This is a genomic window from Exiguobacterium sp. SH0S7 (assembly GCF_004337195.1).
Classification (GTDB): Bacteria; Bacillota; Bacilli; order Exiguobacteriales; family Exiguobacteriaceae; genus Exiguobacterium; species Exiguobacterium aurantiacum_A.
The window spans coordinates 177,109-201,605 of record NZ_SJVA01000001.1; the positions used below are offsets into that span (position 1 = coordinate 177,109).

Annotated in this window: 25 protein-coding genes; 1 reads left to right on the forward strand and 24 read right to left on the reverse strand. The window is 52.9% G+C overall.

The features are described 5' to 3' along the window. Positions 1-29 precede the first annotated feature (29 nt). The 18 genes from rny to EVJ22_RS01030 all read right to left on the reverse strand — a co-directional run bounded on the left by rny (position 30) and on the right by EVJ22_RS01030 (position 18,528). Positions 30-1,592: a ribonuclease Y gene (gene rny / locus EVJ22_RS00945; RefSeq protein ID WP_370246299.1), complete on the reverse strand. Its 1,563-nt coding sequence runs from the start codon at positions 1,590-1,592 to the stop codon at positions 30-32. A gap of 188 nt (positions 1,593-1,780) precedes the next feature. Then, entirely contained in the window at positions 1,781-2,830 is a 1,050-nt protein-coding gene (recA, locus tag EVJ22_RS00950; RefSeq protein WP_071397652.1) for a recombinase RecA, read from the reverse strand. 76 nt (positions 2,831-2,906) lie between these two features. Further along, complete coding sequence (locus tag EVJ22_RS00955; RefSeq protein WP_071397653.1) at positions 2,907-4,133, reverse strand: competence/damage-inducible protein A; 1,227 nt, start codon at positions 4,131-4,133, stop codon at positions 2,907-2,909. A gap of 62 nt (positions 4,134-4,195) precedes the next feature. Then, positions 4,196-4,774 (reverse strand): CDP-diacylglycerol--glycerol-3-phosphate 3-phosphatidyltransferase, encoded by a 579-nt coding sequence (pgsA, locus tag EVJ22_RS00960; protein ID WP_035386389.1) that lies wholly within the window; start codon positions 4,772-4,774, stop codon positions 4,196-4,198. 29 nt (positions 4,775-4,803) lie between these two features. Continuing rightward, positions 4,804-5,658: a helix-turn-helix domain-containing protein gene (locus tag EVJ22_RS00965; protein WP_233589550.1), complete on the reverse strand. Its 855-nt coding sequence runs from the start codon at positions 5,656-5,658 to the stop codon at positions 4,804-4,806. Between the two features lie 48 nt (positions 5,659-5,706). Continuing rightward, entirely contained in the window at positions 5,707-6,483 is a 777-nt protein-coding gene (locus EVJ22_RS00970; protein WP_131442916.1) for a YmfK family protein, read from the reverse strand. Positions 6,484-6,582: 99 nt separating this feature from the next. Then, positions 6,583-7,278, reverse strand: coding sequence for an elongation factor P 5-aminopentanone reductase (ymfI, locus tag EVJ22_RS00975; RefSeq protein ID WP_071397655.1), 696 nt, complete (start codon positions 7,276-7,278; stop codon positions 6,583-6,585). After that, positions 7,275-8,534: an EF-P 5-aminopentanol modification-associated protein YfmH gene (gene yfmH, locus EVJ22_RS00980; protein WP_071397656.1), complete on the reverse strand. Its 1,260-nt coding sequence runs from the start codon at positions 8,532-8,534 to the stop codon at positions 7,275-7,277. The genes ymfI and yfmH overlap by 4 nt, the downstream gene beginning before the upstream one ends. Next, on the reverse strand, positions 8,531-9,769 hold the full coding sequence (gene yfmF, locus EVJ22_RS00985) for an EF-P 5-aminopentanol modification-associated protein YfmF (RefSeq protein WP_071397657.1): 1,239 nt from the start codon (positions 9,767-9,769) through the stop codon (positions 8,531-8,533). Before yfmF ends, yfmH begins: the two co-directional genes overlap by 4 nt. A gap of 7 nt (positions 9,770-9,776) precedes the next feature. After that, a complete protein-coding gene (locus EVJ22_RS00990; RefSeq protein WP_070327122.1) occupies positions 9,777-10,328 on the reverse strand; it encodes a cob(I)yrinic acid a,c-diamide adenosyltransferase in 552 nt (183 codons plus the stop codon). A 53-nt stretch (positions 10,329-10,381) separates the two neighbouring features. Next, entirely contained in the window at positions 10,382-12,085 is a 1,704-nt protein-coding gene (locus tag EVJ22_RS00995; protein ID WP_071397658.1) for a HAMP domain-containing sensor histidine kinase, read from the reverse strand. After that, on the reverse strand, positions 12,085-12,801 hold the full coding sequence (locus EVJ22_RS01000) for a response regulator transcription factor (protein ID WP_070327120.1): 717 nt from the start codon (positions 12,799-12,801) through the stop codon (positions 12,085-12,087). The genes EVJ22_RS00995 and EVJ22_RS01000 overlap by 1 nt, the downstream gene beginning before the upstream one ends. Before the next feature lie 160 nt (positions 12,802-12,961). After that, the gene (gene ccsB / locus EVJ22_RS01005) at positions 12,962-14,146 is read right to left on the reverse strand and encodes a c-type cytochrome biogenesis protein CcsB (protein WP_071397659.1); all 1,185 of its coding nucleotides are present in this window, start codon (positions 14,144-14,146) and stop codon (positions 12,962-12,964) included. Continuing rightward, a complete protein-coding gene (gene resB, locus EVJ22_RS01010; protein WP_071397660.1) occupies positions 14,146-15,693 on the reverse strand; it encodes a cytochrome c biogenesis protein ResB in 1,548 nt (515 codons plus the stop codon). Before resB ends, ccsB begins: the two co-directional genes overlap by 1 nt. 19 nt (positions 15,694-15,712) lie before the next feature. After that, positions 15,713-16,294, reverse strand: coding sequence for a redoxin domain-containing protein (locus EVJ22_RS01015; RefSeq protein ID WP_071397661.1), 582 nt, complete (start codon positions 16,292-16,294; stop codon positions 15,713-15,715). Between the two features lie 136 nt (positions 16,295-16,430). Next, complete coding sequence (locus EVJ22_RS01020) at positions 16,431-17,189, reverse strand: pseudouridine synthase (RefSeq protein ID WP_071397662.1); 759 nt, start codon at positions 17,187-17,189, stop codon at positions 16,431-16,433. After that, on the reverse strand, positions 17,190-17,771 hold the full coding sequence (scpB, locus tag EVJ22_RS01025) for an SMC-Scp complex subunit ScpB (protein WP_071397682.1): 582 nt from the start codon (positions 17,769-17,771) through the stop codon (positions 17,190-17,192). It abuts the gene before it with no gap. After that, a complete protein-coding gene (locus EVJ22_RS01030; RefSeq protein ID WP_070327115.1) occupies positions 17,761-18,528 on the reverse strand; it encodes a segregation and condensation protein A in 768 nt (255 codons plus the stop codon). Before EVJ22_RS01030 ends, scpB begins: the two co-directional genes overlap by 11 nt. Positions 18,529-18,607: 79 nt before the next feature. Between EVJ22_RS01030 and EVJ22_RS01035 the strand changes: the two genes are divergently transcribed. Further along, entirely contained in the window at positions 18,608-19,078 is a 471-nt protein-coding gene (locus EVJ22_RS01035) for a DUF309 domain-containing protein (RefSeq protein WP_131442918.1), read from the forward strand. 10 nt (positions 19,079-19,088) lie between these two features. Here EVJ22_RS01035 and EVJ22_RS01040 read toward each other — a convergent pair whose 3' ends face one another. The 6 genes from EVJ22_RS01040 to xerD all read right to left on the reverse strand — a co-directional run bounded on the left by EVJ22_RS01040 (position 19,089) and on the right by xerD (position 24,307). Then, positions 19,089-19,445, reverse strand: a complete 357-nt coding sequence (locus EVJ22_RS01040; RefSeq protein ID WP_070327113.1) for a GCN5 family acetyltransferase — start codon at positions 19,443-19,445, stop codon at positions 19,089-19,091. Positions 19,446-19,534: 89 nt separating this feature from the next. Continuing rightward, positions 19,535-19,975 (reverse strand): peptidylprolyl isomerase, encoded by a 441-nt coding sequence (locus EVJ22_RS01045; protein WP_035386247.1) that lies wholly within the window; start codon positions 19,973-19,975, stop codon positions 19,535-19,537. A 106-nt stretch (positions 19,976-20,081) separates the two neighbouring features. Next, entirely contained in the window at positions 20,082-21,383 is a 1,302-nt protein-coding gene (locus tag EVJ22_RS01050) for a pyrimidine-nucleoside phosphorylase (protein WP_071397663.1), read from the reverse strand. A 28-nt stretch (positions 21,384-21,411) separates the two neighbouring features. Next, entirely contained in the window at positions 21,412-22,221 is an 810-nt protein-coding gene (locus EVJ22_RS01055) for a purine-nucleoside phosphorylase (protein ID WP_016509380.1), read from the reverse strand. 13 nt (positions 22,222-22,234) lie between these two features. Continuing rightward, complete coding sequence (gene deoB, locus EVJ22_RS01060) at positions 22,235-23,401, reverse strand: phosphopentomutase (RefSeq protein ID WP_071397664.1); 1,167 nt, start codon at positions 23,399-23,401, stop codon at positions 22,235-22,237. 21 nt (positions 23,402-23,422) lie between these two features. Next, the gene (gene xerD / locus EVJ22_RS01065; RefSeq protein WP_016509359.1) at positions 23,423-24,307 is read right to left on the reverse strand and encodes a site-specific tyrosine recombinase XerD; all 885 of its coding nucleotides are present in this window, start codon (positions 24,305-24,307) and stop codon (positions 23,423-23,425) included. Between the last annotated feature and the right edge of the window lie 190 nt (positions 24,308-24,497).

Here is a 24,497-nt window from a genome sequence, read left to right on the forward strand (position 1 = left end):
ACAGAAAAAGCGGAGAATGTCTCCGCTTTTTACTTCGCATAATCGACGGCACGCGTTTCACGAATGACCGTCACTTTAATTTGTCCTGGATAATCCAGTTCATCTTCAATCCGTTTGCAAATATCGCGGGCCATCTTGTTCGCCACGACGTCGTCGACGACGTCTGGGCGGACGATGATGCGGACTTCGCGTCCTGCTTGGATCGCATATGATTTCTCGACACCTTCGAACGACTCACAAATTGACTCGAGGCGTTCTAAGCGGCGAATGTAACTCTCGAGCGTCTCTTGACGAGCGCCCGGCCGTGCCGCAGACAATGCGTCTGCCGCTGCGACGAGAACAGCAATCGTCGATGTCGCTTCGACGTCTCCATGGTGCGAGGCGATCGAGTTGATGACGACCGGATGTTCTTTATACTTCGTGGCCAGCTCGACGCCGATCTCGACGTGGCTGCCCTCGACTTCATGGTCGATCGCTTTCCCGATATCGTGGAGGAGTCCCGCTCGCTTGGCGAGCGTCACGTCTTCCCCGAGCTCGGCGGCCATCATGCCTGCGAGGTGGGCCACTTCGACCGAATGGGCGAGTACGTTTTGACCGTAACTCGTCCGGTAACGCATGCGTCCGAGTGTTTTAATAAGGTCAGGATGTACCCCGTGGATACCAGCCTCGAACGTCGCTTCCTCACCGTATTCACGGATGCGCTCATCGACTTCGCGGCGTGACTTCTCGACCATCTCTTCGATCCGGGCCGGATGGATCCGTCCGTCTTGCACGAGTTTTTCTAGCGTCATCTTGGCGATCTCACGACGGACCGGGTCAAATCCGGACAAGATGACCGCCTCAGGCGTGTCATCGATGATGAGATCGATCCCAGTGAGCGTCTCGAGCGTGCGAATGTTACGTCCTTCACGACCGATGATGCGCCCTTTCATCTCGTCACTCGGCAAGTTGACGACGGATACCGTCGTCTCAGCGACATGTTCAGCCGCATAACGTTGCATCGTGAGAGACAACAAGTGTTTCGCTTTTTTATCAGCTTCAAGTTTTGCTTTTTGCTCGATGTCTTTTTGAAGGAGAGCAGCATCGTGAAGCGCTTCCTGCTTCGCTTCGTCCATGATGATGGTTCGTGCTTCTTCTTTTGACAAGGCCGCCACGCGCACAAGTTCTTGACGGGCTTCCTCGTATAATTCCTCCACTTTGCTTTCGAGCGTCTCTGCTTCACGTTTCCGTTTCGCAATGCCCGCCTCGCGTTCATCCAAAGCATCTTCTTTTCGTTCGAGCATGTCTGCTTTCCGGTCAAGAAGCTCTTCTTTTTGAACGAAGCGATTCTCTTTCACTTTCTGCTCTTCGCGACGTTCGCGTAACTCTTGTTCCGTCTCATTGCGAAGTTGAATCATCTCTTCTTTTACTTCAAGCCGTGCCTCTTTTTGCATCGCTTCCGATTGTTGTTTCGCTTGCTCCACAATCTTGGTCGCTTCCGTCTCAGCACCTTGAATCTTCGCTTCGGCGATCGATTTACGCACAAAAAAACCTGCAACAAAAGCTATCGGCAAAAGGAGGATCAGAATAAGCCAATTTAGCCATTCCATCATGTTCACCTCCCTTTCGCAAGGTTATTTTATTTTTTAAGATTGAATGACACGGGTAGACCCGCGCATAGCTTTATTGTACTTATTTACCTGTTAGAATGCAATGCAAGGACAGGATAGAACTCCCAATTCCTTAAAAAATATTGTGATATATAAAAAACCCGCTCAGACGCATCCGGCGGGTCGCTTGCTTAATCTTCTTCGATGAGTGAGAGCACATCATCACTGTCGGCTTCGACCGTGACCGTCTTCTCACCGTTGAGACCGTAGTGATCACGAATTTGTTGTTCGATCGCTGCGGCGATTTGTGGATTTTCTTTCATGAACTGCTTCGCATTTTCACGACCTTGTCCAACGCGTTCTTCGTTGTACGAATACCAAGCACCGCTTTTTTGAACGATATCAAGATCGGCACCGATATCGATGAGTTCACCTTCACGTGAGATCCCTAGACCGTACATGATGTCGACTTCAGCTGTTTTAAATGGTGGGGCGACCTTGTTCTTGACGACTTTGATCTTCGTCCGGTTACCGACCATTTCTTGGCCTTGCTTCAACGTCTCTGCACGACGGACTTCTAAACGAACCGACGAATAGAATTTCAAGGCACGTCCACCTGGAGTTGTTTCCGGGTTCCCGAACATGACACCGATTTTTTCACGAATCTGGTTGATGAAGATGACGATCGTCTTCGATTTGTTCGTCGCACCCGACAACTTACGGAGCGCTTGGCTCATGAGACGGGCTTGAAGTCCCATGTGTGAGTCACCCATCTCACCTTCGATTTCAGCTTTTGGTACGAGTGCCGCTACCGAGTCGACGACGAGGATGTCGACGGCACCAGAACGAACGAGCGCTTCTGCGATTTCGAGCGCTTGCTCCCCTGTGTCCGGCTGTGACAAGAGCAGTTCATCGATGTTGACACCGAGGTTGTGCGCGTACTTCGGATCGAGCGCGTGCTCCGCATCGACGAACGCTGCTTGGCCACCGCGTTTTTGGACTTCAGCGATCGCATGGAGCGCCACTGTCGTCTTACCTGAAGATTCTGGCCCATACACTTCGATGACACGACCACGTGGATAGCCGCCTGCGCCGAGCGCGATGTCGAGGGCGATCGATCCTGACGGAGTGACGGATACTTGTTGATCTGTATTTTCACCGAGGCGCATGATTGAGCCTTTACCGAATTGTTTCTCAATTTGACGTAATGCCATTTCTAACGCTTGTTTACGATCACTCATAGATTAATGAGCCTCCTTTGATTTGTATCTTTATTATAAACGAACTCAACCTTTTACACAAGGTTTTTACGAACGTTTATTCGCCTTTTTTCATTCGTTGCCATAATGCCCATAACCCATCTTTGGCCGCCCGCGCCTGGATGACGTTCCGCTGTTGGTGCGGATAGACGCGTTCGATCACTTCCATGCCTGACGGCGTCTTCACCCCGATGAACACGGTGCCGACCGGTCGACCAGAATTTGAGACGGGTCCGGCCTCACCGGTGAAGGACAATCCGTAATCCGAATTCGTTTGATCAACGAGCCCTTGGATCATTTCTAAAGCAACTTGTTTTGAGACGACCGACTGTGACTCAATTGTAGCAAGGGATACCCCTAAAAACCTATTTTTTAGCTTGTCCGAGTACGTGACGACGCCTCCTAGAAAGACTTCTGACGCCCCTGGGACCGCCGTCAGCATCGCTTGGACTTGTCCCCCGGTCAACGATTCGGCGATCGATAGCGTCGCGTGGCGCCGTCTTAGCTCGTGAATCAAATGCGTAGCCAGCGTATCCTCGTCCGAACCGAAATAATAGGCGCCGACTCGGGACAGAATGTCTCGTTTGACGCGGTCGATCATCTGCCGGGCCGCGTCCTCGGTCTCCGCTTTCGCGCTGACACGAAGTCGCGCTTCCCCTGACTCCGCGTACGGGGCGACAGTCGGGTTCACCCCGTCCATTAGATCGGATACCGCCTCGTCGAGCGCCGACTCACCGATCTCATAAAAACGTAGTGATTCAGAAACGATCGTCGCACCCGAAAACTTGCTCGGAAACGTCGCTTCGACGATCGCTGTCATCTCGCGTGGCACCCCGGGCAAGAGCAGCCACGTCGTCTCGTCCTCGACCCACATGCCGGGAGCGAGACCGACCGGATTGTGGAGCACTTCAGCTCCTGATAAAACATCAGCTTGTCTGGCGTCCCCGTCGTTCATGGCTCGTCCCCGCGAGGCGACAAAGCGTCGGATCGTGTCTAAAGATGCTTCGTCCCGAACGAGCGGACGGCCGAGCAAGTCAGCGAGCACTTGTTTCGTGATGTCGTCATTCGTCGGACCGAGTCCCCCGGTGACGATTACGAGTTCGCTCCGTCGCTTCGCTTGCTCGAACGTTTCTCTCAAGCGATCGAAGTTATCCCCGACCACTACATGATACAGCACGGACAGCCCATATTTCGACAACTGCTCTGATAAGTAACGGGCGTTCGTGTTCGAAATTTCCCCTAAGAGTAGTTCAGAACCTACCGCAATGATTTCGGTCCGTTTCATCGAAGTTCCTCCTTTGATTCAAAAAAAAGACGAGTTGCTCCCACAACTCGCCTGTCGTCGATTTACATCGATTTTACAATGATCTTATAGTTTTGTGCGAAATACTCGGCCCCAGAATAAATCGTCAAGACGAGTGCTAGCCACATCGCCCACTCCCCGAACGGGATGCCGATATAGTTGAAAATCGGGTTGCCGAACAATAAGAAGATGATGGCAAAGAGCTGGACCCATGTCTTCGCTTTACCCGACTTACCGGCCGCCACGACAATTCCTTCATCAGCCGCGACGAGACGAAGCCCCGTCACCGCGAACTCACGTGACAAGATGACGACGACGACCCATGCCGCGACGAGGTCCATCTCGACGAGCAAGACGAGCGCCGCCGTGACGAGTAACTTGTCAGCGAGCGGATCCATGAACTTGCCGAAGTTCGTGACCAAGTTGTGCTTACGGGCCAAGTGCCCGTCAAGCCAATCCGTAATCGCTGCGATCGTAAACACGACCGCGGCGATGAATTGATGGAGCGGTACTTCCGCCCCGAGGAAAGCGATGTCTCCCCAGTTAAAATCTACAGCGAGCAAGACGACGAATACGGGGATGAGCAAAACCCGCAACATCGTCAGGCGGTTAGGTAGGTTCATCGAGAACTCCTCCTCTAGAAGACGTCGACTTATTCAGCGTCGACTCTCTTCACAAATATATTTTGTGTGACCGGAGAATCAGCAAGCTCAAGCTCACGGCCGTTGACGACAATCTTCTCGACGCCACCGATCAAACCAATCCGAATCCGAAGCGTATCTGTTTCGGCACCTTCGATGACGATCGGGTTTTGTTTCGATTGGTTCGGATATTCCGGTGCAAGGAACGCTCCTTCAAGCGATGTATCGCGAACGCCGACATAAGTCGCCGGTGATTCTTTGACGTGAATCTCGGTCGTCAGCTTGTCAGCTGTTGCGATCTCATACGTGAGGTCGGCCCCGTTCGTTTCCGTCACCGCGATCGGTCCGGTTTCTTCTGGCGGCTCTTCCTCGGCCGGTGTTTCTTCGACCGGCGCTTCTTCCGTCGGCTCTTCTTCAGGAACGTCTTCATTTTGATTGATCGTCACGCCTGAAGCCGGTGGTTCAGCCGGTGTCGCGTCCTGTCCGCCTCCAAAATCGAGATTTCTAACGACGTAGTAGACCGCTGTCACAAGCAAGAAGGCGACAAGCACGAGCATGATTTTCGGCACCCATCTCGAGACGCGGCTCGACGTCTCGGAAGCTTTTGAATAAGTTTGCTTACGTGATAATTGAGCGGTCGGTTGCGGTTCGATTTTCGGTAAATCTTTTGCATATGTCTCGTAAAGCTCATCGACATCAAGACCGAGCGATTCCGCATACGTTTTGATGAACGCCCGTGCATAAAACGAACCAGGGAGATTTTTATAATCACCTTCCTCGATCGCGATGATATAGCGTTTTTGAATCTTCGTCGTCTGCTGAATTTGGTCAAGCGTCAGACCGCTCGCCTCACGCCTTTGTTTCAAAAAAGTCCCTAGTTCTGTCAAAGGGGTCCACACCTTCCATTCAATTAATTATTCAAACCATTCTGCTTCACGATTCGTTTCTTGCGGAATGATGATGATTTCACCTTGGTTGTTTCGCAGTTCGATAATATAGTCAAAGTCCTCAAACACGCAATCGGTATTGCGGACGTAAAGATCGGGATGCTCGATCACTTTGACGGCAGGCAGGCGCATGACTTCCCGGATCAACTGACGATGACGTTCGTCCATCGTCCGCGTCGAAACGGCGCCGTCGATTATGTAGACGTGATCGCCTTCTCGTTCTTCTTCAAACAGTGACGTCCGGACCGTCTGTTTCATGAGTGTCGACGAGAGAAACAGCCAACGCTTGTTTGCGCAGACGCTCGCCGCGACGATCGACTCTGTCTTGCCGACGCGCGGGTTGCCCCGGACACCGATCAACAGATGTCGTTCTTCTTTCATCAGTTCAGCGACAAAATCGACGAGTACCCCTAAATCTCCACGCACGAAGCGAAACGTCTTTTTGTCGTCGTTGTCGTGTTCGATATAGCGGCCGTGACGGATCGCAATCCGGTCCCTCAGTTTCGGGCGGCGGAGTTTGATGACGACGATCGCTTCCATCTTCCGCAAAATATGCTCGAGCCGATGGACGTGATCGGCGGCCGGTGCCTTGAGCAACATCCCACGACGTTGCAGATCGACCCCGTTGATGGTCACGATCGAGATTTGGAGCATCCCCATCAGCGAGGCGATATCGCCGAGGATACCGGGGCGATTTTGGCAAAGTTCATATTCGAGATACCATTCTTCGAACTTATGATCCATCTCGTCCACCCTTTCCGAATGTAGGCTCGCTACCTTGTTCATTCTAAATTATTTTAGAAGAATTGAAAAGAACTCGTTTCAACCGAGGCGACAAAGTTTTCACTGCCAACCGCCATCGACCCGTAACACCGTGCCGGTCACGTAGGACGCGGACGGTGAACAGAGGAAACGGATCGTCTCGGCAACTTCTGTAACATGACCGAGACGGCCGAGCGGAATCTCATCTCGAACGTCTTGTTTCGTCTCTTCTACCGTATCATTCATCGGCGTCTCAATCCACCCCGGCGTGATGGCATTGATACGAACATTGAACGGGCCGGCCTCGCGCGCGAACGCTTTGACGAAGCCGAGCTGGGCCGCTTTGACGGTCGAGTACATCACTTCTCCTGCCGCTCCGACTTCCCCCCAGACGCTCGAGACGATGACGATGTCGAGCGGGCGATCGTAAGCTTTTTGTCCGACGACGTGTTGAACGAGTCGAACCATCGCGCGCACATGAACACGATAGAGACGATCGAGTTCAGTGATGTCCGCGTCGACGAGCAGCCCGTAGGCGTGGTTCCCGGCGACGTGAATAATCCGATCGACCGCGCCGACCGTAGCGAGCCAGGCGTCTAGCGCCTGTTCGTCGCCGAGGTCGCACGTGACGACTTGTCCTGACAAACCCTCTGTCTTCACGAACGCTTCGAGCGCTTCCGTGTTCGCGTACGCATGTAAGATGAGCTCATCATCGCGAAAGGAAAGGGCGACGGCACGACCGATCGCCCCACTCGCCCCGGTGATGAGTGTCGTCATGGTTTTTTGACGACACAGACGGTCCGTTGATCCGGTTTGAACAATCGGTCATACGTGTCGTATAGTTCTTCAAGCGTGACCGCGTCTAGCAGCTCAGGCAAATCGAACATGTTTCCGCCCGTTAGCGCGTAGCGTGAAAATTGATTGGCGATGAACTCGGGTGAGTTGAGCGCCTTCAAAAACTGCCCTTTCATCATCCGCTTCTTACGGTCGAGTGTCTCATTTCCGATGTCGAGCGGACGCTCGAGCACCTCGGTGATGCGGGCGACGAACGCATCGACATGCGGTGTCTCCATCGACAACACGGCGAAGGCGAACGATTCTTCCGACGTATAGTCGAACGAAAAGGCATCATCGATCAACCCTTCGGCGTAAAGCTCTGCATAGAGCGGCGCCGTCGTGTCAAACAAGGCGTGCATGAGCAGTTCGACGGCCAGTTCTTGTTTCATCCCGTCTTCCCCGGCGCGCGGCGTGTCCTTGTAGCCGATCATGACTTTCGGGACTGATACGTCCATCTCGATGACACGCGTGGCTAAGCGGACCGTTCTCGGCTCTTGCACGTGTTCGCGTTCAGTGAGTACGGGCGGTTCGAACGTTTTCGCGGCCTGATTCGAACGGATCTGTTCGAGCACGATGTCAGGGTCGATGTTACCGACGACGAACAGCGTCATGTTACTCGGATGATAGAACGCTTGATGACACGCATAAAGGTCAGCGGCCGTGATCGCGCTGATCGACTCGATTGTTCCGGCGATATCGATCTTGACCGGATGCGCTTCATACATCGCCTCGATCAAACCGAAATAAAGACGCCACCCTGCGTTGTCTTGATACATTTGAATCTCCTGGCCAATGATGCCTTTCTCTTTCTCGACCGAAGCCTCCGTAAAGTACGGATCTTGGACGAAATCAATCAACGTCTTTAAGTTTGCCTCGACGTTTGACGTGGCACCGAACAAATAGGCGGTCCGGGTGAATGACGTGAAGGCGTTCGCCGACGCCCCGAGCTGTCCGAACTTCTGGAACACATCGCCGTCCTCTTTTTCGAACATTTTATGTTCAAGGAAATGGGCAATGCCGTCGGGTACTTCGATCCAGTCGTCCGTTTTGAAGCGGCGGTCGATCGAACCGTATTTTGTCGTGAATGTGGCGTACGTCTTTTCATATCCAGCTTTCTTCAGCAAGTAGACCGTCAACCCGTTATCGAGAACGACGTGATGAATTGTCTCACCGACGTTTGGAAAATCTAGTTTCATGCTGTCCCCCCCTTTAAACAATAAATCGCCTTCAGTTTGATTTGACTCGAGAGCGCGGCCACGTCTTCTCGCGTGGTCCGGGCAAGGATGGCCATCTCTTCTTCGAGTGAGAACGGACGGATGTCCGAGCCACTCATCCAGGCGATCAGTTGACGCGGACTGTCACCGAGTTGGCGCCGTTGATGGAACAACATCTCTTTCGTCTGCTCAAGCGTCATGTCATCGAACTCTCCTGCTTGCAGGTCGGCAAGTTGGTCGGCAATGATTTGTTCTGTTTTTACTTGGTTCAAGGCATCGATCCCGGCGTAGACGAACAACATCCGGCTGAGCGAACTGTATTGCGACGCCGCATAGTACGCCAAGCTCTCCTTTTCACGGACGTTCATGAACAGTTTCGAGTGTGGGAACCCACCGAACAAGCCGTTGACGACTTGCATCTTGATCGCGTCCTCGCTGCGCGGGTCAACGTTGGCCTCATAGGCGAGGTGAAGTTTACTCTGCTTCACGTCCTGCTGTTCCTCAAGTCGTTGAAACTCTCGGTCGACCGGTTCAGGATACTCTCGGACGAGCGGTGAGCCTAGCGTCTCGAGTGGCAAAAACGCCTCGGTCACTTGGTCGCGCGTGACGTCCCCGACGACGTAGACGTCGATGCGGTCGTGTTTGATCATGGATGTGTACGCTTCATAGAGCGATCGCGGCGTCACCTGGTCAAGTTGTTCGAGTGTCCCGAGCGACGGGATCGCGAGTTCTCCGCCGAGCAGTTCTTGCAATCGCTGCTGGGCGAAGCGCATTTTATCATCGTATACCGACTCGATGCGTTGACGCTGCAGACGGGATTCTTGTTCGACGATAAGCGGTTGGAACGCGCCGTCGTAAACGTTCGGGCGGAGCAACACTTCTTCTAGTAGCTTGATCGCTTGAGACAGGACCGGTTCCCCGACGAGCCGATCGTTCACAACTTCTAGTTGAAACTGGATGACATGCTCTTTCCCGACTTTTGACGCACCGGCGAATAGGCTGGCATCATATAATTGCTCGAGCGGTGTATGAAACAGTTCAATCGACGGATACGCCGCCGTCGCTTTTTCCATGACGTACGGCAGTAGCGCCCGGTCGGCAATCGTCTCTGCAGACAACGGCGCCGCGAACGAGACGAGACACGTCGTCGTTTTAAATTTATCGGTCGGATAGACCGAGTAGTGGAGCTGGTTACGGAATTGTTCGATCCCTTTCATGAATCATCTACTCCTTTTTCGTTTTCGGTTGGAACACGGACGCACCGCGCGCATACTCTTGATCGGGTACGCCCGCCACCACGTTGGCATAACGGGCGGCCGTGAACAAGTAATCGCTTAAGCGGTTATAGTAAGACAATTGACGAACGGCCGCATCGATGTTGACGAGCTCGCGTTCGACGCGGCGACAGACCGTCCGGGCGACGTGCAGACTCGCCGAGGCCACGCTGCCCCCCGGCAAAATGAAGCGGACGAGTTCCGGACACTTCGTTTCTAGTTCATCGATCCACGTCTCGAGCTCGGTGACGATCGCTAAGTCGACTTGCTGCGGTGGGTCTTGTTTGTACATCAGTTCTGAACCGAGGTCGAACAGATCGTGTTGGATTTTCGTCAGTTGATGCCGTAACGTCGCGTCCGTCTGGTGCGCGAGCGCGAGACCGATGTGACTGTTCAATTCATCTAACAATCCCATCGCCTCGATTTGCGGATGTACTTTCAAGACGCGTCCGCCGATCAATGACGTTTCACCCTTGTCGCCTCCACGTGTATATCGCTTCATGTCATTTCCTCCTCTATGCCACAAATGGTGACCCATAGGAGTCACCATTGTCGTTATGATTGCGGTTGGTCGTAAGGGAGCCGAATCGTGAACGTCGTCCCTTCGCCGTACACGCTCGTGACGTCGACCGTGCCATGATGGGCGTCGATGACGTTCTTGACGATGGCAAGTCCGATGCCTGTTCCGGTCTTCCCGCCGCTCGTCCGGGCCTTGTCAGCTTTATAGAACCGCTCGAATACAAACGGCAAGTCCTCTTTCGGGATCCCGCTGCCGGTATCGGTCAAACAGATCAAGAAGCCGTCCGCTTCTTCGGTCGCCTCGAGCCGAATCGCTCCGCTCTCGGTGTGGGCGATGGCGTTGCCGATCAAGTTCGTGAACACTTGTTCTAACCGGTCCCCATCTGCTTCAATCATCCGCTTCGGAGCCACGGTCGACAACGTGATCCCTTTCTCGTTCGCCATCTGGTTAAACTTGCGCATCACCCGCGGTAAAAATTCGCCGAAATCGAACGCCGCGAACTGCATCGTCTCTTTCCCTGATTCGATTCTCGCCAAATCGAGTAAATCGTTGACGAGCCGGGCAAGCCGTAACGACTCGTCGTAAATGATCGAAGCGAATTCTTTCGTCGCCTCGTCACTTTCGGTCATGCCGTCGATGATCGCCTCGGAATAGCCTTGGAGCGTCACGAGCGGTGTTCGCAGCTCGTGGCTGATGTTGGCGACGAAGTCGGTCCGCATCTTATCGAGACGGTGACTTTCGGTCGTATCACGGATGACGACGACCGCTCCCTCGAAATCTTCCTCCCCGAGGAGCGGTGTGACCGTCAACGTGTAGTAGTGATCGTCTTGCTTCACTTCAATCGTCTTCTCAGGCGCACCGCCGACGACGTCTTCGTAGAGCGCGAGCACGACTTCGTGCGGTTGATCGTCGTGCAATAACGGCTGTGCCTGCGGGTTCGTCACGATCACGTTCGCATGGCGGTCGAGCGTGATGACACCGTCTGCCATCGAACGCAGAATCGAAGCGAGCTGCAGCCGTTCGCGGTCGAGCGCGTTCACGTATGTCGACAGCTGGCTGCTCATCGCATTGAATGAGCCGGCAAGTTCACCGATTTCGTCGTTCGTCTTCTGGACGAGCCGCAGATCGAACTGTCCTTCACCCGTCTTATTGACGGCGTCCCTCATCTCACGCAGCGGGGCCGTGATCCGGGTCGATAAGAAGAAAGCAAACACGGTCGTGACGATGATCGCCGAGGCGACCGTCCAAAAGATGATCGTCCGCGCCCCTTCATTCGCGCTTGAGATCGCGTTGAGCGGCTCAATCAAATAGAGCGTATACTCACCCGTCTCAAGAGAGAACGTCGTCCGATACGCCAAGGCAGCCTGGTCATCGAACGACGAGAAGTTCCCGATCGCCGTCTCCCCTACAGCTTGATAAGGACCCCATGACTGACGTCCGAGTTCGGTCATCAAGCCATCGACTTCCGTGCCGAAGTTCGAACGGACCGACCCGTTCTCTAAAATATAGTTCGCTCCGTATACTTCGATGATTTGATCGACCGTCCGTGACGAATCGCCTTCCTCTAGCAAGACTGACTGGACTTGCCCACCGAGTTTCGCTAAATGCCCACGTTCCTGATCAATATGGAACGAGTTGAAGAACTCGAGCATCAGGACGGATACGATGAACAAAATCAGACTGACCAACACGAGGATCGTCAGCCACAGCTTCGTGACAATACTATTGCGGCGGATCATCACTCACTGACGACTTCAAACTTGTATCCGACACCCCATACCGTCGTGATCATTTGGGCCGCGGATGGAGAGACACGGTTCAATTTCTCACGAAGCCGTTTCACGTGCGTGTCGACCGTTCGAAGGTCTCCGAAAAATTCGTAGTTCCATACTTCTTTTAACAGTTGCTCCCGCGAGAACACTTTATCGACTTGTTTGGCCAGGAAGAATAATAACTCATACTCTTTCGGCGTGAGGGCGATTTCTTCTCCGTCGACCGTGACACGGTGTGCGTCATTGTCGATCGTCAAATGCGGGAACACGATCAAGTCTTTCGACTTTTCGGCCGTTTGCAAAAACTTTGTCGAACCTGAGCGACGGAGTAGCGCTTTGACGCGCAAGACGACTTCACGAGGACTGAACGGTTTGACGATGTAGTCGTCCGCGCCGACCTCGAACCCTTGAACTCGGTCGATTTCCTCACCTTTCGCCGTCAGCATGATGACAGGTGTCGCTTTCGTTTTACGGAGTTCGGTACACACCTCGACCCCGTCCATCTTCGGCATCATCAAGTCGAGCAAGATGACGTCAAAGTCGCCTTCAAGTGCGAGTTGAAGCGCTTCTTCACCGTTCGTCGCTTCTTCGATCACGTATTGCTCCCGTTCTAGATACATTTTTAACAGTCGGCGAATTCTTTCTTCGTCGTCGACTACTAGAATTTTTGTTTTATCAGCCATCAACTAAACCTCCCAGAGAACCATTACAAGATGTAGCGAATGTTGCACAATTGTGAACATTTCGCTCTCTTTCATAACTATACCACTCTATTATTTCGCTTAACAACGGTGAGTTGTATGCCCTTACGAAAAAGAAGCCACCGAAGTGACTTCTTTTTCATCAAGCGTATGAATGTAATCCGGCGATGACGAGGTTGACGAACACTAAGTTGAACATGATGACGGCGAATCCGCCGACACAGAGCCATGCTGCTTTCGTCCCCGTCCAGCCCCGCTGGATGCGCATATGCAAGTAATAAATATAGATGAGCATCGTGATGAGCGCCCATACTTCTTTCGGGTCCCAGCCCCAGAAACGGTTCCAGGCAATCTGCGCCCAAATCATGGCGAAGATGAGCCCCCCGAGGATGAAGACCGGCAACCCGATCGCGATCGAACGGTAGCTGATCTCGTCCGCGAGGTCAAGATCGACTTTCTTCGCGAGCGGTTGCAACGCTTCCGCAATACGTTTGCGTAAGACGACGAACCGGAGCACGAGGTAAATGACGGCGCCAGCGATAACCGACCAGAGCAACGTGTTCAACTTCAACGTATTGATGAACGTCGGCAATTCGAGCGATAGTCCACTCGCACCTGATAACAGTTGTGCGCCTTCCGGTACGAACAAGATCGGCATGAAGTATTCGTACGACTCTTGCGTACCGCGGTCATTCGTAAATTCGACGACACCGCCGGCACCGATTGCTTTAAACAGCATCGATACGAGGATGAAGCCGAGCGTGCACATGAGGACGAACATCGTCACTTCTAGCCATGTGCGCGATTTCGATTGTTCGCGCATCGACGTCTCGTTGAGCAAGAAGATCAAGCCCGAGGCGAAACTGATGGCGAGAATCCCTTGACCGAGCGCGGCCGTCGTGACGTGAATTTTCAACCAGACACTGTTCAATGCCGGAATGAGCGGTGCCACTTCGCTTGAGAACATCGATGCGAACGCGATGACAAGAAGCGCCACCGGCATGGCGAACAAGCCGAGCACATCGTTTTTATATATCCCGTAGACGACGAGAAAACCGAGCACCATCATCATTCCGAAGAATGTCGTATACTCGTAAAGGTTAGAGACCGGCGCGTAGCCGACCCCGATCCAACGCATGATAAAATATCCCATTTGGGCGACAAAGCCGATGACGGCTAGCGTGAACGCATACTTACCGTAAGCGATCCGGTTGACGTTTCGGTCTTTGCGCATGCCGCTGACCGCGATTGTGAACAACACGGTCGCCACGGCGTAAAGAATGAACGCGATCAAGAGCAGGCGGCTGCTCCACTGAATCCACTCCATTATGATTCCCCTCTTTCTTTAGTTGAGTCGATGTCTGCCTTTTTTTCGAACCGAGCCTGGTCTTCCCAAATCGGCAGCCCATTTTTTTCTAGGAGCGGTGTGATCTCGCGGTGAAGCGACGACGGGTTCTTGTTCGTGAATCCAGCCACGAGCACGTCCGTCTCGTTATGACGTCGGATCCAGACCCGGCGGTGCGGCCAATACATCCCCATAATGATCCCGATCATGAAGATCGTCCCACCGACAATTAAAATCGGATACGTCGAGTCGCTCTTGACCCGAAGTCCGCTCGTACTCGCCATTTCCGTTCCTGCGAACTGGATCGCGTAACGATTGTCTTCATCGGCAACGTTCAATCGAATCCCGATCAAGTTCGATTCGGTCGTCCCATCCGGGTTCTCGACCGCTAAGAAGAAAGCAGGGTTCAACGCCCGTGGTGATTTCGTATCCGGCTGTCCGTTTCGAACTTCAAAGTCCGGATACAAGTCGTTGAGCGTCACCGTCACCTCGCCGAGATCGTATGTCGTCTCAGGGTCCGTCAAGTCAACCGTGAACGGTCCGTATATGTCACCTGTCTGTTTGTCACCGACGTTAAACGACATCGACAAAAACTCCGGTCGGCTTGAATACTGTTCCTGATACACTTCGTACTTATCAAATTTGAACGGATGGTTCACTTTCGTCGAACCGGTTTCGACTTCCTCGAGTTGCGGCGATCCGTCCTCGTTCGTTCCGGTCTTCTTGAACAGTGTCAGTTCCGTCTCATAGTTTTTCGGGACAGCACCGGCTTTTTCAATCGCTTCGGCGAACTTGGCGTCCTCCGCATTATTTTCTGGATCATACATCTCGAGGATGAACTGATCGTTACGAATGTAATACGTGTCATCGGTCGCCTCGAGCGCGACCGTGTCCCCTTCTCTCACCCATTCGAGCGTATCGGTGTGAAATGCCGGGAAGACACGGAGCATCGCCCCCATAAAGAAGATGACAAGCCCGATGTGGTTGATGTATGGGCCCCAACGACCAAACCGATACTTCTCGGCGAGTAGCGCATCGCCGTCGCGTTTTACATGATAACGCTTAGACTTCAACGCCTCACCGAGCGCGTCGATCTGTTCGTCCGTCCCTTTACCTTCACCGATCAGGCGTTGCCCGCGCATGAAGCGGTCGGTGCGTCGGACCGGTTGATATTTCAACGCTTTATACAACGGAAAGAATCGATCGATCGAGACGACGATCAGTGACAACGTCAGCATCACGATCAACGTGATGTACCACCACGACGTATATAAGTTATGGAATCCTAACGTGTAATAAATCGTTCCTGGCGTGCCATATTCTTCGGTATAGTATTGACTTGCCGGCAATTGTTGCGGAATATACATCTCTTGCGGAAATGTCGTCCCGACCGCAGAGCCGACGATAATGAGTCCAATCAACCAAAGACCGACTTTGACCGATGCAAAGAAACTCCAGACACGGTCAATCCAAGATCTCGGACGACGCTTCGACCGTAAATCGGCGCCGTCGTATTTCATATCTAGCATGTGTGCGCCCCCCGTTCGCTTACAATGACTTCTCGGCTAACTCTAACAGTTTCTCTTTCGTGAGTTCGCCTTCATACTTTTCAATGACTTTTCCGTCGGCATCGATGACGAACGTCACCGGTAAGTTATAAATGCCGTACGCCTTCTCGACTTCGCTACGTGTATCCATCAAGATCGGATAGTCGAGTTCGACGCCGAGGTCATTGATAAAGTTGTCGACCCGCAGCGGCGTCTCACCGACGTTCACGGCCCAAAAATCCACGCCCATATTTTGAAGCGTGGCATAGTTGTCTTGTACGACCGGCATCTCTTTCTCGCACGGTTCACAGAACGTACCCCAGAAATTTAACAGCATCCCTTTCCCATCATACGTTTCGCGCTCGACCATCGTCGCACCGTCAAGACTGACAAGTTTAAAGTTCGGCGCGTCGTCTCCGGCCTCGACCCGGCCATCGTTCCCGGCCTGCTCGATCAATTGCATGATGACGACCGCACCGGCAAACAGCACCATCGTCATAATCATGAGTCGCCAAAATGACCGCTTTTTCTTATGGGCCATCGCTTGATTCATCCGATCGCCTTGTTTCGTCTCTTTCGTCATGATTTCACACCATCCTTCAGTTGCTATTGTACTGAAAAAACAACGATAACGCACATTAACAGACTTTTTTCATCTTTTTGTCACAGAATCTCCACAAAAGAAAAAATCATCCTGTGTAAGGACGATTTTTAACTTGTTATTTTTTCTTTTTCTTGCCTCGTGGTTCATTTGGCACGACCGGGTTCGCGAGCTCACGGAGCTTGCTCACTTCCTTGCGTGACAACTCGCGCCAGTCGCCTGTCGTGAGTCCGTCGAGCGTCAAGAAACCGAACTGTTCGCGTTTCAGTTTGATGACTTCCGAACCGACTGCTTCGAGCATGCGTCGAATCTGACGGTTGTGCCCTTCCGAAATGACGATTTCGAGAATCGCCGAGTTCTTCTTATGGTCGACTGTCTTCATTCTGACTTTCGCGCTGCCCGTCTTATAACCGTCATCGAGCTCTAAGCCTGACTCGAGCTGCTTGATGGCGATATACGAAGGGATGTTTTTCACTTTCGCGACGTAACGTTTCGGGATTTTGAACTTCGGATGAGTCATCATGTTCGAGAATTCTCCGTCGTTCGTCAAGATGATGAGTCCCGTCGTATTGTAATCGAGACGACCGACCGGGAAGACACGTGACCCTGGTGGGACTAGATCGGTAACGACTTTGCGTCCTTTATCATCGTCGACCGTCGACACGTAGCCGCTCGGTTTGTAGAGCACGTAGTAGACGTGTTCTTCCTGTTCGATTTTGACGCCGTCGACTTCAATCTCCGACTTCGGTCCGACTTTCGTCCCGAGTTCACGAACGACTTTGCCGTTAATGCGAACCCGTCCGTCTAAAATCATTTCTTCGGCTTTGCGCCGTGAGGCGATACCCGCTTGGGCAATCACTTTTTGTAAACGTTCCATTTAATCATTCTCCAATCTATCTTCCGTAATCGAAGTTGGCTGGCCGAAGAACAGATCGCCTTCGTCTGCCAACTCGTCAACAAACGTTAATGGTGGCAACTCCTCGAGTGAATTGAATCCGAAATGGTCAAGGAAATGCTCGGTCGTCCGGTACAGTTTCGCGCGCCCGATCGTCTTCGCCCGGCCGGCTGATTCAATCAGCCCTTTTGACAACAACGTATGAATGACGCGTTCGACTTTGACACCGCGGACTTCCTCGATATCGGCCCGTGTGACCGGCTGCTTGTAGGCGATGATGACGAGCGTCTCCATGGCCGCACGAGACAGCGCCTGTTCGGCCATCGTCCCGACATACCGTTGAATGTACTCGGACACGTCCGGGATCGTCACAAGCTTGTACACGCCGCCCGATTCGATCAATTGAAACGGACGCCCCGAATCCGTGAACGACGCTCCTAGCTTATTCAATTGTTCGCGGGCAGCGGCCTCAGAAATATCGAGCGTATCTGCTAGCGCCCGGACTTCCATGCCCTCTTCTCCGACGACAAACAATAGGCTTTCAATGATCGTTTCATAAGACAACAACGGCTTCATCCCTTTCCTTTGACGCTTCGACAAACGAAATGTGAATATCTCGGTCGACTTGCTTTGTCGTGACGACTCGTAACTTAATCAACTCAAGCAGCGCCATGAACGTGACGACGAGGTCGGACACGTCCGGCCGTTCTTCGAAGAATGCAAAGAACGACGTGTTCCGGTTCGCCGACACATGTTCATGCAACCGGGTCATCTGCTGTTCGAGCGTTCGCTCTTCCCGCTTGATCGTCTTTTTACGCCGTTCTTTCCAACGCTTCCGCTCGACCATCTTTGAATAGGCGTGCAACAAATCTGAAAAGTTGAGCGGTCCATCGTAAGGTTGGACCAGTTCAGACATGTACCGCGTCAAATCTTCGCCGGGACGGCTATATAGTTCGAGCCGTTGCTCTTCTTGCTCGCGCATGAAGACGACCGCTTCTTTATAAGCTTTGTATTCAATCAACTGTCGAATCAACCCTTCCCGAGTCGGCTCTTCGCCGAAATCCGGAATCTCATCGTCCTCGATCGGGACCGGTGGCAACAGTTGTTTGCTCTTTAATTGGAGCAACGTCGCCGCCATGACCAAATATTCACTGGCCACATCGAGCTCAAACTTTTGCATCGTCCGGATAAAGGCGACATACTGGTCCGTGACTTCCGAAACAGAGATGTCGGCGATATCGAGCTCCATCTTGCCGATCAAGTGGAGCAACAAGTCGAGCGGGCCTTCGAACGTATCGATTTTGACGTTATACGCTTCCATAGAGACACCTGCCATTTAACATTTTTGCGCTTTAGTATAACATGTTTTGTAGTACAGTGACCACGAAAGGAGAAAATTGATGCTTACCCCTTTTTATCAGTATACATTGCTGTTTGAGTGTCATGCCGATTATTTCGAGTGCCACGAGGTGCTCGAAGAGGCGTGGCAGGATGGGAACCGTGAACATCTCGGCTATGCCGTCTTGATCCAGTACGCCGTCGCCCACTACCACTTCCGCCGGGGCAATACGGCCGGGGCCGTCAAGAGCATCGCTGCATTGAAGCAAAAGCTTCCTTTGGCCAAAAGCTCTCTTGAACCGCTCGGCATCGACATGGAGGCGTTCACACGCGACTTGGAACGTTGGCCGCTCTCGGACACACTCCCGCTAGACGAGCCGACACGCCGACAAATCGACCGGTTGAAATCCACGTTCGAACCGACCTCCCTGACTTTCGACGAGCTCGTCCATAAACATATCCACCGTGACCGGACGCCCGTCGTTAAAGAGCGTCTGCTCGCGCTAGAACAACGACAAAAAGCTAGGCGCTGAGCCTAGCTTTTTATATCGAGACTTGATTCCATTTATCGAGCAAGTCACTCGTCTTCCCGTGACCGACAAGCGTCAAATCGAGCGGTAACAAGTTCCGCGTCTCATCGAGCAGTTCATATGAACGTTTTTCGCCACGGAACGAAGGCGACAAGGCGATATGATGGATGCACATCGTCGTCTCAAGCTGTTCCATCCCGATGATTCCGACGAAGTCTTCTTCGACTTTCCACAAGTAGAGGAACTTCGAAGCATCTTCCTCGTAAGACCGTACGAGTTCGAGAAGGGCGAGCGGAGACTTGTCGCTACATGAAAATGCGAGCAGCCCCATCGCCGTCTTCTCGTGCGATTGTTTATACTTCACCAGCATGGCTGGTCTCACCACCTTTAGTCAGACATGTTTCACGAAGTGAACACGTGAGAGACATGGCTCATTGTGCCATAACGTTTAGGCAGAAATCAATTCTCATCCCAAACTTTGACTTCAGCCATCTTCGTGCCTTGGCGAAGTTTGACCGCGTGTTCAAGGCCTGACGTCACTTTACCGAACACAGTATGAACCCCATCAAGGTGCGGTTGTGGCGCATGGACGATAAAGAACTGTGATGAGCCCGTGTTGCGCCCAGCGTGTGCCATCGAAAGCGAGCCGGCTTCATGTTTGTACGGGAACGAAGTCGACGTCTCGCAAGGGATCGTTTTACCTGAACCGCCCATACCTGTTCCGTCCGGGCATCCGCCTTGACTGACGAAGCCTGGGATGACACGGTGGAACGTCAATCCGTCGTAGAAGCCGCGGTTCGCGAGCTCTTCGAAGTTGTCGACCGTGATCGGTGCTGCGTCATGGAATAAATCAAATTCAATCATTTCACCGTTCTCTAATTTCATTGATCCTTTTTTCATATGGAAATACCCCTTTATGTTCATATAGTCAATAATCACTCACATTACCCATCTTATCAAAAAAAGACGTCTGCCTCCACTGTTTTGTGGAAACAGACGTTCTGACTTACTGGATGACCGCGTGGACGAGCGGACGTGCCTCTGGTTGAGTGGCGCCGATCGTGTAAGCATGATCCATGCGTTCAAGTGCCGAAGACATGTCTTCGATGTTTGAACGAAGGACCGCGATAACGTCACCCGCCTCGACTTTGTCGCCGACTTTCTTCTCGAGCGTGATACCGGCCGCGAAGTCGATCAAGTCGTCCTTCGTTGCCCGTCCCGCTCCGAGGAGCATCGCTGCGACACCGACCTCGTCCGCGATGATCGATTCGACGTAACCGGCTGTCTTCGCGACGAACGTCGTCTCAAATTGCGCTTGCGGGAATTTAGTCACATCATCGACGAGTGAGGCGTCCCCACCTTGTGCCGCGACGAACTGACGGAATACTTCAAGCGCGTGACCGTCGGCCATCCGGCGTTCAAGGTCGGCGTATGCTTCGTCAAACGTCTTATAAAATTCACCGAGGACGGCCATATGACCGGCAATCGTGAGTGCGATCGTTTTCAAGTCTTTGACGTCTTTCCCAGACAATACTTCAATCGCCTCTTTCACTTCGTTCGCGTTCCCGATCTCAAAGCCGAGCGGTTGGTCCATATCGGTGATGACGGCGATCGTCTTGCGACCGACGTTCTTCCCGATGGCGACCATCTCTTCAGCGAGTGCTTTCGCGTCGTCGAACGACTTCATGAACGCACCAGACCCTGTCTTGACGTCAAGGACGATGCTGTCGGCACCGGCCGCGATCTTCTTCGACATGATCGAGCTCGCGATGAGCGGGATCGACTCGACCGTCGCCGTCACGTCGCGGAGCGCGTAAAGACGTTTGTCGGCCGGCGTCAAGTTGCCCGTCTGCCCGATGATCGACATCTTGATGTCGTTCACTTGCTTCGTGAACTGAGCTTCTGTCAACTCGACGTTGAACCCTGGGAATGATTCGAGCTTGTCGATCGTCCCACCTGTATGACCGAGCCCGCGCCCGCTCATTTTAGCGACCGGGATACCGATCGAGGCGACGAGTGGGGCGACGATCAAACTGATCTTGTCACCTACGCCACCCGTTGAGTGCTTATCGACTTTTTTCCCTTCAATTTTAGAAAGGTCGATGACGTCACCTGACTTGACCATTTCCATCGTCAACGCTGCCGTCTCTTTCTCGGTCATGCCATTGAAATAAATCGCCATCGACAAAGCAGACATTTGATAGTCTGGAATCGTCTCATTCGTGAAGCCTTCCACGACGTAACGGATCTCCTGTTCGTTTAATTCTCCACCGTTACGTTTTTTCAAAATCAAGTCGACCATACGCATAAGTTTCGTCCTCCTAGAATTGTTTTAGTTACATGCTTTTAATCGTGCCACGTACGAGTGAAAGGAAGTCTTGACGGACGCGCTCTGTCGTCTCGATGACTTCTTCATGGTTGAGCGGTTGGTCAAGGATACCTGCGGCCATGTTCGAGACGCACGAAATTCCGAGGACACGCATGTCTGAGTGACGAGCCACGATGACTTCCGGTACGGTCGACATGCCGACGACGTCGCCGCCGAGCAGACGGGCCATCTTGACTTCGGCCGGTGTCTCATATGTCGGACCGGTGTTACCGAAGTAGACGCCTTTTTGAATCTTGAGACCGAGGTCTGACGCGACCCGCTCTGTCAACGCGACGAGTTGTTTGTCGTACGCCTCTGACATATCCGGGAAGCGTGTCCCGAAGTCGCTCGCGTTCTTGCCGATGAGCGGGCTCGTGCCGAAGAAATTGATATGATCTGTGATGACCATCAAGTCACCCGGGTTGAACGCCTCGTTGCAAGCACCAGCGGCGTTCGTGACGATGAGCGTCTCGACACCGATCAATTTGAGGACACGGACTGGGAACGTGACTTGTTCCATCGAATATCCTTCATAGAAATGGAACCGTCCTTGCATCGCAACGACACGTTTCCCTTCAAGGTCACCAAAGACGAGCTGTCCGGCATGACCTTCGACTGTCGAGACCGGGAAGTGCGGAATATCTTCGTAAGGAATCGCGACCGGATTTTCAATCTCGTCGGCGAGCACGCCAAGACCTGATCCGAGAATGAGTCCGATTTCTGGTGTTCCGTTCATGCGTTCCTGTAAAAATGCTTTTGTTTCGTTCCAATTTACCATGTGTAGTGCCTCCTCAAATTTCGTTTAAGAAACTGTTTCCGATTGCTGGTGCGTCAACATCAAAGTTATCCGCCACCGTGGCGCCGATATCGGCGAACGTAGCGCGAACGCCGAGGTCGACCGCAGTCGAACCGTGGTGATGAACGATGAGCGGGACATATTCCCGCGTATGGTCCGTCCCTGGTGCCGTCGGATCGTTACCGTGGTCGGCCGTGATGATCAGCAAGTCATCTTCACGCAAGCGAGCAAACACTTCAGGAAGACGGGCGTCATACTCTTCGAGCGCGACCGCATATCCTTCCGGATCCCGGCGATGGCCGAACAATGCGTCAAAGTCGACGAGGTTCAAGAAGCAGAGCCCTTCGAACTCCTCATCAAGCGAAGCGACGAGTTTGTCCATCCCGTCCATGTTTGACTTCGTACGGACCGCTTTCGTCACGCCTTCTCCGTCATAGATATCACTGATCTTCCCGAGAGCAATCACGTCTTTGCCAGCTGTTTCGAGCGTGTTCATGACCGTCTTGCCGAACGGTTTGAGCGCATAGTCGTGACGGTTTGACGTCCGGACCCAAGCCCCAGGCGTTCCGAGGAACGGCCGGGCAATGATCCGTCCGAGCATGTACGGATCTTCACGCGTGATGTCGCGCGCATATTCACAGATGCGGTACAGTTCTTCGAGCGGGACGACTTCTTCGTGGGCCGCGATTTGTAGCACCGAGTCGGCCGACGTATAGACGATCAACGCGCCTGTCGTGACATGCTCTTCACCGAGCTCGTCTAAAATTTCTGTTCCTGACGCCGGCTTGTTGCCGATGATGTCGCGTCCACTGAACTCTTTGAGCCGGTTGATTAAATCGTCCGGGAATTCCTCGAACACACGGAACGGCGTATCGATGTGGAGACCCATGATCTCCCAATGACCAGTCATCGTATCTTTCCCGGCCGAAATTTCTTCCATCCGCCCGAACGCGCTCGGCGCGCTTGACGGTTCGATGCCTTCGATCGGTTTAATGTTCGCTAACCCGAGCTTGCCCATGTTCGGCATGTTCAAGCCGCCATGCTCACGAGCGATGTGACCTAACGTGTCTGAACCGACGTCTCCGAACTGGTCGGCATCTGGGGCTTCCCCGATCCCGACTGAGTCCATGACGACTAAGAATATACGTTTAAATTTCTTCACAAAAGTTCCTCCTTTAAGCGTCTAAGCCCGCGGGTGATGCTTACGGTACACATCGTGGAGCCGCGCCTTGTTGACATGTGTGTAGATTTGAGTGGTGGAGAGATCGGCATGGCCGAGCATTTGCTGGATGGCGCGCAGATCGGCACCATTCTCGAGCAAGTGCGTCGCGAACGAGTGACGCAACACGTGCGGTGTGATCTCTTTTGGGATGCCGGCGTCTTTCGCCCGTCGCTTGATGATTTTCCAAAACCCTTGGCGGCTAAGCCGACCGCCACGTCCGTTCAAGAACAACGCTTCGGTCTCCCGACCACCGAGGCCGTTTCGCGCTTGCTGGATATAGCGTTCGACAAAATTTTGGGCGACCGACGACACCGGAATGATTCGGGCGCTCTCGCCTTTGCCTTCACACTGTAAATACCCCAGTTCAAACTGTAAATCATCCAAATCAAGACCGAGAAGTTCGCTGACGCGCATGCCTGTCCCGTAGAGCAGTTCGAGCATGGCACGATCCCGAAGTGCGAGCGGATCGTTCGTCGGGACGCTATCGAGCAAGCGCTCGACTTCGTCTTGCGACCACGTGTCCGGCAGATGCCGCTCCGCTTTCGGCGTCTCTAAGTAAAGTGCCGGATCGGTCGAGGCGCCGCCGCTCATCTTCAGATGATGATGAAACGTACGAATCGAACTGACGGCTCGTCGCAGTGACGAGGCGGCCCGACCCGCTTGCGACAGTTCCTCTAAATGCTTGACGATATGTGAGCGCGTGACTTCATTCCACTCGGTCACCCCAAGTTGGGTTAGTGTCGATAAGTACTGGGTCAAATCGCTCGCATAGGCTTGTCTCGTGTTGGTGGACATTCTTTTTTCAACCGTCATATATTGTAAAAACGACTCGACTTGCGAACGCATGACATCCCCCTCCTTCCTCGCTACACCTGAATACGCTTACATCATATCACTTATGTAAACCGTTGTGAAGACGTCTGACCTCATTTTTTTGTAAGTTTTTTTGACAGTTTTTTGTCATCGATTTCACGCCCGTTTTCTCCAGGAAATCGACTGACAATCCCGCTGTATCACTGGTAAGATGAACGTAGTT